Below are 6,461 nucleotides of genomic sequence, written 5' to 3' on the forward strand. Positions count from 1 at the left end.
ACGGTGCCGGCACGCCGGCGGGGGAGGGGACGGTACGACGGTGGTCCTGGCAGCCGACACCAAGACGGTCGGCCACCCCGGGGTGGGCCGGGTGCTCGTGGTCGTGCCCACCTACAACGAGGCCGACAACGTCAGCCGGATCGTCGCCCGGGTCCGCGCCGCGGCGCCGGGCGTGGACATCCTCGTCGCCGACGACAACAGCCCCGACGGCACCGGGGCGATCTGCGACCGGCTGGCCGGCGCCGACCCGCACGTGCACGTGCTGCACCGGCCGGGCAAGGAGGGCCTCGGCGCGGCCTACCTGGCCGGTTTCGCCTGGGCCCGGCAGCGCGGCTACGACGCGGTGGTGGAGATGGACGCCGACGGCTCGCACGCCCCGGAGGACCTGCCGGCGCTGCTGGACGCCGCCCGCGAGGCCGACGTGGTGATCGGCTCCCGGTGGACCCGCGGCGCGCGGGTGGTGAACTGGCCGTGGCACCGGCTGCTGCTGTCCCGCTGCGGCAACCTGTACGCGCGGCTGGCCCTGGGCATGCCGGTCTCCGACGCCACCGGCGGCTACCGGGTGTACCGGTCCCGGGCGTTGGACGCCATCGACCTGGCCTCGGTGCGTTCCCAGGGGTACGCGTTCCAGGTCGAGTTGTCCCGGCTGGCGCACCGCGCCGGGGTGCGGATGGTCGAGGTGCCGATCACCTTCGTCGAGCGGGAGCACGGCGACAGCAAGATGAGCCCGCTGATCGTGGCCGAGGCGCTGTGGCGGATCACCAGCTGGGGGCTGCGGGACCGGCGGGCCGCGGCGCGCCGCCCCGAGGCGTTGGCGCGGTGGCCGTGAGCGCCGCCGTGTCATGCTGGAAGGGCGTGATGACGCTCGTGGCTGATGGAGTGAGATGCGCCGAGGACTGAGGTACGTACCAGCGGCCCTGCTGCTGCTCGCGGTGCTGGAGCTGACCGTGTTCGTCCTGGTGGGCCGGGGCATCGGCTTCGGGTCCGCGCTGCTGCTGATGTTCGCGGCGTCCCTGCTCGGGCTGGTGCTGTTGCGCCGGGAGGGCATGCGGGCGTGGCGGGGCTTCCGCGCCGCCGTGGAGTCCCGCCAGCCGCCGGGCCGGCAGGTCACCGACGGCCTGGTCGGCCTGGCGGGGGCGCTGCTGCTGGCCCTGCCCGGCCTGGTCAGCGGCACGGTGGGGCTGCTGTTGCTGGTGCCGCCGGTGCGCCGGCTGGCCCGGGTCGGGGTGCAACGGACCGCCGAGCGCCGGGTGTCGTCGATGGTCGCCGGTGACCTGTTCGGGCCGCGGGTGGTCCGGGTCCGCCGCGGCGCGCCGCAGCCGCCGACCGGCCCGCAGCAACCCGCGCCGCCGCCGGAGCCGGGCCGCGCCATCGAGGGCGAGATCGTCCAGTGAGAAAGCCCCGTACGTGACGAAACGCCCCCGGGTGATCCCCGGGGGCGTTTCGGTCGTCCGGTGTGCTCAGGCGCGGCCGCGGCGCGTGCGGACCTCCTGGAGCCGCTCGGCCAGGATGTCCTCCAGCTCGGCGATCGAGCGCCGCTCCAGCAGCATGTCCCAGTGGGTACGCGGCGGCTTGGCCTTCTTCTGCTCCGGCTCGCTGCCGTCGACCAGCCGGGCGACGCTGCCGTCGAACTTGCATTCCCAGGTCGTCGGGACCTCGGCGTCGACGGCGAACGGCACCTCGAACTGGTGTCCCTTGGCGCACAGGTACTCGCGGGTCTGGCGCGGCGCGAGCTCGGTGTTGCGGTCGGATTCGTAGCTGACCGCGCCAAGGCGGCTTCCGCGCAGCATGCGCTCGCCCATGATCGGCTTCCCCTCGTTCGTGGTGCTGGTCTTCTCGGTGTAACGGTCCGTCCTGGCCGGGCCATTCCCGCCCGCGCCGGTGACGACCGGCGCGGTGGCGGAACCCTCCAAGGGTAGCCGGTCCACCACGGATGCCCGGCGGGGTCGTCCCCGGCCGGGCGGAATCGGTGGAGTGTTTCGTCGGTCAACGGGGATGTTAGCCGCCGGAAAGGTGTGCGGAGGTGAGCATGGCCGGTGACGCGCCGATCGAGGCCCGACCGCCCGGTGGGAAGACCTTCTTCGGTCATCCCCGGGCCCTGTCGACCCTGTTCCTCACCGAGATGTGGGAGCGGTTCAGCTTCTACGGCATGCGGGCCATCCTGGTCCTCTACCTGACCGCGGCCGTCGCCGACGACGGGCTGGGCATCCGCGAGTCCACCGCCAACGCCGTCTACGGCACGTACAACGCCATGGTCTACCTGATGGCGCTGCCCGGCGGCTGGGTCGCCGACCGGCTGCTGGGCGCCCGGCGCAGCGTGCTGTGGGGCGGGGTGGTCATCGCGGCCGGCCACTACGTGATGGCGATCCCGACGGGGTGGAGCGTGTTCGCCGGCATGACCCTGATCGTGCTCGGCACCGGCCTGCTCAAACCCAACATCTCGACCATGGTCGGCGACCTGTACGACCGGGACTCGCCCCGCCGCGACGCCGGCTTCTCGATCTTCTACATGGGCATCAACCTGGGCGCGTTCATCGCCCCGCTGATCACCGGCTTCCTCGGCGAGAAGATCAACTGGCATCTGGGGTTCGGCGCCGCGGCCGTCGGCATGACCTTCGGCGTGCTCCAGTATGTGCTGGGCCAGCGCAACCTCGGCGACGCGGGCGCCCGGCCCGCCGACCCGCTGCTCGGCGCGGACCGGCGCCGGGCGCTGAACCGGATCGGCCTGGTCACCCTGGCCGTGGTGGTGGTGGTCGCGATCCTCGCCCTGCTCGGGCTGTTCACCGTCAACACCGTGGTCAACCTGCTCACCCTGGTCACCGTGCTGGTGGCCGTCGGCTACTTCGCCCGGATCCTCACCGACCGGGAGATCAGCGCCACCGAACGCAGCCGGATGAAGGCCTACACCTGGCTGTTCGTGTTCGCCGCCGCGTTCTGGCTGATCTACGACCAGGCCGGGTCGGTGCTGAACATCTTCGCCGCCGACCGCACCGACCGGGACGTGCTGGGGTTCACCTTCCCGGCGTCCTGGCTGCAGTCGGTGAACCCGATCCTGATCATCATCGGTGCCCCGCTGGCCGCCTGGCTCTGGCTCAAGCTGGGGCACCGGGTGTCCACGCCGATGAAGTTCGCGGTCGGCCTGATCCTCAACGGCCTGTCGTTCGTGCTGATGGCCGCCGCCGCGCAGGCCGCCGTCGGCGGGGGCCTGGTGTCGCCGTGGTGGCTGGTCGCCGTGTACGCCATCCAGGTCGCCGGTGAGCTGTCGCTGAGCCCGGTGGGCCTGTCGGCCACCACCAAGCTGGCCCCGGTCAAGTACGCCAGCCAGATGATGGGCCTGTGGTTCCTCGCCTCCGCCGTCGGCGACGCCATCGGTGGCCAGGTGGCGCGGCTGGCCGAGACCTGGGCCGAGCCGACCTACTTCCTCACCTTCGGCCTGGCGTCGGTGGTGCTGGGGCTCGCCGCGGTGATGTTCGCCCGGCACATCCGGACGCTGATGGCCGGCATCCACTGACCGGCCGGCGGATCAGACCGCCGGGGTGGGCGGCAGCGGCAGCGGCAGGCCGGGCAGCCCGTCGATGCTGGTCGCCACGTGCTCCTTGCCGGCGAAGTAGGCGCTCAGCGAGGCGTCGTCCTCGCGGGCGAACCGTCGCCCGTGCAGGTCCCGGTCGGCCTGGTAGGTCATCAGGGGGACGTTGTAGCCGCAGGTGTCGCGGATCAGCTCGGCCCGGACCACCACGATCGCGCGCAGCCCGTGGTTGCTCGGGTCGATGTCGGGGAAGTGGCGCAGCAGGTCGGGCCAGCGGGGATCGTCGCGGAACACCGGCTCGCCGCGCCCGTGCACCCGCACGATGTTCGGCGGGCCGTCGAACGCGCACCACATCAGCGTGATGCGGCCGTTCTCCCGCAGGTGGGCGATGGTCTCCGCGTTGCTGCCGGCGAAGTCCAGGTAGGCCACGGTCAGCTCGTCGAGGACCGCGAAGGAGCCCCGCAGGCCCTTCGGGGAGAGGTTGATCGTGCCATCGCCGGCCAGCGGCGCCGTGGCGGTGAAGAACATCGGCTGCGCCTCGATGAAGATGCGCAGCCGGCCGTCGATGCGCGCGTACGTCTTTCCCACCAGCCGATCATGGCCGCTGGCCGGCGGTCGCCGCTGCCCCGTCCCAGCCCGTGGCCGCGCAACCCCGGCCGGGGGTCAGGGCAGCGCGGCGCGCACGCCGAGGGCGAGCAGGACCGCGCCGGTCAGCCGGTCGAGCAGCCGGCGCACCCGGGCGGCGCGAAGCAGCCGGGCGGCGGCCCCGGAGACGGCCGCCCATCCGGCCAGCCAGCAGGTGTGCAGGGCGGCGTGCGCCGTGGCGAGCACCAGCATCGGCACCAGCACCGGCCGGCCCGGCTCCAGGAACTGCGGGGCGAGGGTGAGGTACACCGCGGCGGCCTTGGGATTGAGCACGTTGCCCAGCAGTGCCTGCGGGAAGGGGTGGTGTCCGCACCACGGCAGCCGCCGCGGCCCGGCGGGCGCCGGCGCCGGGGCCCGCGCCGGCCGACCGGCCGAGGACCACAGCAGCCAGAGCCCGAGCCCGGCCAGGTAGCCGGCGCCGACCAGCTTGACCACCCAGAACGCCTGCGACGAGCGGAGCACGAGCGCCGCGAGGCCCGCCGCGGCCAGGGTGGCGTGCACGTAGAGCCCGGTCACGGTGCCCAGGATCACCCACCAGCCCTGCCGCCGCCCGCCTGCGGCGACCCGCGAGACGACGAGGGTCAGGCTGGTTCCCGGCGCGGTGGTGATCGGCGCGACGGCGGCCAGGAAGCCCAGTACGGCGATCCCGCGCACGCTCAGACCACCACCCGGTAGTGGGTGGTGAGCAGCCCGGTGTCGTCGTAGACGTGGAAGGCGACGCCGGGCGGCTGGCTCTGGGTGGTCAGCCGCCCCTCGCCCTCCCACGGCATCCGCAGGGTGGAGATCACGCCCGGCGCGATCCGCAGTGGACGGCCGGCGAAGGTGCTCGCGGCGGCGGTGTGGAAGTGGCCGGTCAGCACGGCGACGACCTGCGGGTGGGCGGCGACCAGGTCGGCCAGGGGCGTGGCGGGCAGCAGCCGGGTCGGGTCGATGACCGGGTGGTGCAGCGCGACCGGCGGATGGTGGAAGGCGATGAAGGTCGGGGTGTCGTCCGGCACCGTGCCGAGCTCGGCGGCGAGCCAGTCGATCGTCTCCGCGTCGAGGTGGCCGTCGTCCTCGCCGGGCACGGAGGAGTCGGCGAGCAGGAAGACCGCGCCGGCCACGTCGTGCCGGGAGTTGATCGGCCCGTCGCCGCCGCGGTCGTCGCCGAGCAGGCCCTTGCGGTACGCGTCGCGCACGTCGTGGTTGCCCGGACAGACCAGCACCGGCGTCGGGGACTCGAACAGCCGCGCCGCGGTCTCGTACTCGGCCACCTCGCCGTGGTCGGCGATGTCCCCGGTGATCAGGATCGCGTCCGCGGGTCGGGCCAGGCCGTTGAGGTGGTCCATCACGCGGGCGGTCCGTTCGGCCGAGCGGGGATGGCTGTCGAGGTGGGTGTCACTGAGGTGGGCGATGACCAGCAAGACCGCTCCCTAATGGTTATTCCCGTTCAAGGCGTTAGGGACGGTACAGTCGGCCGCGACGACCGCACAAGCCCGTACCGGAGGAGAACCGATGGCCCCGCACCTCGCGCTCGCCCTGGCCGGCACCATCCGGCACGACGGCAACGGGGGAGTCGCCGACGACCTCGGCGACGTGGCCGGCCTGGCCGCCTGGCTGCGCGCCCAGGCCCCGCTGCTGCGCGAGTACGTCGGCGCGGTCGAGCCGCTCGCCGACGCCGCCGACGAGGCGACCCGGGCCGAGGTGGTGGCGGTGCGCCGGGCGATGCGTACCCTCTTCGCGGTGGCGGTCCGGCCCGGGCCGCCGAGCCGGGCGGATGCCACGTCGCTGCTGCCGCCCGGGGAGGCGGTCGAGCGGCTCAACCGGGCGGCCGGCGCGCTACCGGTCCGCCCCGTGCTGCACTGGCCGGACGACGCCGCGCCGAGCCTCAGCTGGGTGGCCGGGTCGACCCACGCCCGGGTACGGCTCACGGCGGGACTGGCCCGGGCCGCCGTCGAGTTCCTCACCGGCCCGGCCCGCGAACAGCTGCGCGCCTGCCCGGCGCCCCGCTGCGTCCGCTACTTCGTCAAGGACCACCCGCGCCAGGAATGGTGCAAACCGTCCTGCGGCAACCGGGCGCGGGTGGCCCGCCACTACCAGCGCCACACCGCCCGCTGACCGGCCGACTCAGCCCGTCCGGGTGCCGAGCCGCGCCAGGGCGCTGGCCAGGTCGCTGACCTGGTCGGCGAGCTGCCCGGCCCGGCGCTGGGCCGCGTCGCGGTCCGCCTCGGCGGCGGCCAGCCGTACGGTCAGCTCCGCCAGCCGGGCCTCGGCGGCGCCGGCGGTGTCCCGCGCGGCGGCCAGCTCCGTG

General features: G+C 74.0%; 8 protein-coding genes and 1 pseudogene. 4 read left to right on the plus strand and 5 right to left on the minus strand.

Annotation, left to right across the window (positions count from 1 at the left end; translation table 11 throughout):
* The first annotated feature begins 40 nt into the window (after positions 1 to 40).
* Positions 41 to 829 carry a polyprenol monophosphomannose synthase gene (locus tag EFE23_RS14250; RefSeq protein ID WP_123241405.1) on the plus strand — a complete coding sequence of 263 codons (789 nt, stop codon included), beginning with the start codon at positions 41 to 43 and terminating at the stop codon, positions 827 to 829.
* 55 nt (positions 830 to 884) lie between these two features.
* Positions 885 to 1,394 carry an FxsA family protein gene (locus tag EFE23_RS14255; RefSeq protein WP_123241406.1) on the plus strand — a complete coding sequence of 170 codons (510 nt, stop codon included), beginning with the start codon at positions 885 to 887 and terminating at the stop codon, positions 1,392 to 1,394.
* Between the two features lie 66 nt (positions 1,395 to 1,460).
* Here EFE23_RS14255 and EFE23_RS14260 read toward each other — a convergent pair whose 3' ends face one another.
* Positions 1,461 to 1,802, minus strand: a complete 342-nt coding sequence (locus EFE23_RS14260; protein ID WP_046564157.1) for an RNA polymerase-binding protein RbpA — start codon at positions 1,800 to 1,802, stop codon at positions 1,461 to 1,463.
* Positions 1,803 to 2,029: 227 nt separating this feature from the next.
* Between EFE23_RS14260 and EFE23_RS14265 the strand changes: the two genes are divergently transcribed.
* Positions 2,030 to 3,511: a peptide MFS transporter gene (locus EFE23_RS14265; protein ID WP_123241415.1), complete on the plus strand. Its 1,482-nt coding sequence runs from the start codon at positions 2,030 to 2,032 to the stop codon at positions 3,509 to 3,511.
* A 12-nt stretch (positions 3,512 to 3,523) separates the two neighbouring features.
* On the opposite strand, the gene EFE23_RS14270 is transcribed toward EFE23_RS14265, so the two are convergent.
* From EFE23_RS14270 to EFE23_RS14280, 3 genes are all read right to left on the minus strand, one after another.
* A complete protein-coding gene (locus tag EFE23_RS14270) occupies positions 3,524 to 4,114 on the minus strand; it encodes a pyridoxamine 5'-phosphate oxidase family protein (RefSeq protein WP_123241407.1) in 591 nt (196 codons plus the stop codon).
* Between the two features lie 75 nt (positions 4,115 to 4,189).
* Entirely contained in the window at positions 4,190 to 4,825 is a 636-nt protein-coding gene (locus EFE23_RS14275; RefSeq protein ID WP_123241408.1) for a LysE family translocator, read from the minus strand.
* Between the two features lie 2 nt (positions 4,826 to 4,827).
* The gene (locus tag EFE23_RS14280) at positions 4,828 to 5,574 is read right to left on the minus strand and encodes a metallophosphoesterase (protein ID WP_123241409.1); all 747 of its coding nucleotides are present in this window, start codon (positions 5,572 to 5,574) and stop codon (positions 4,828 to 4,830) included.
* A 91-nt stretch (positions 5,575 to 5,665) separates the two neighbouring features.
* Between EFE23_RS14280 and EFE23_RS14285 the strand changes: the two genes are divergently transcribed.
* Complete coding sequence (locus EFE23_RS14285; RefSeq protein WP_123241410.1) at positions 5,666 to 6,268, plus strand: CGNR zinc finger domain-containing protein; 603 nt, start codon at positions 5,666 to 5,668, stop codon at positions 6,266 to 6,268.
* 9 nt (positions 6,269 to 6,277) lie between these two features.
* Here the strand turns inward: EFE23_RS14285 and EFE23_RS14290 are convergent.
* Positions 6,278 to 6,461 (minus strand): annotated as a pseudogene (locus EFE23_RS14290) (hypothetical protein); the annotation flags it as partial.

It is taken from the genome of Micromonospora solifontis (genome assembly GCF_003725545.1).
GTDB classification, from domain to species: Bacteria; Actinomycetota; Actinomycetes; order Mycobacteriales; family Micromonosporaceae; genus Micromonospora; species Micromonospora solifontis.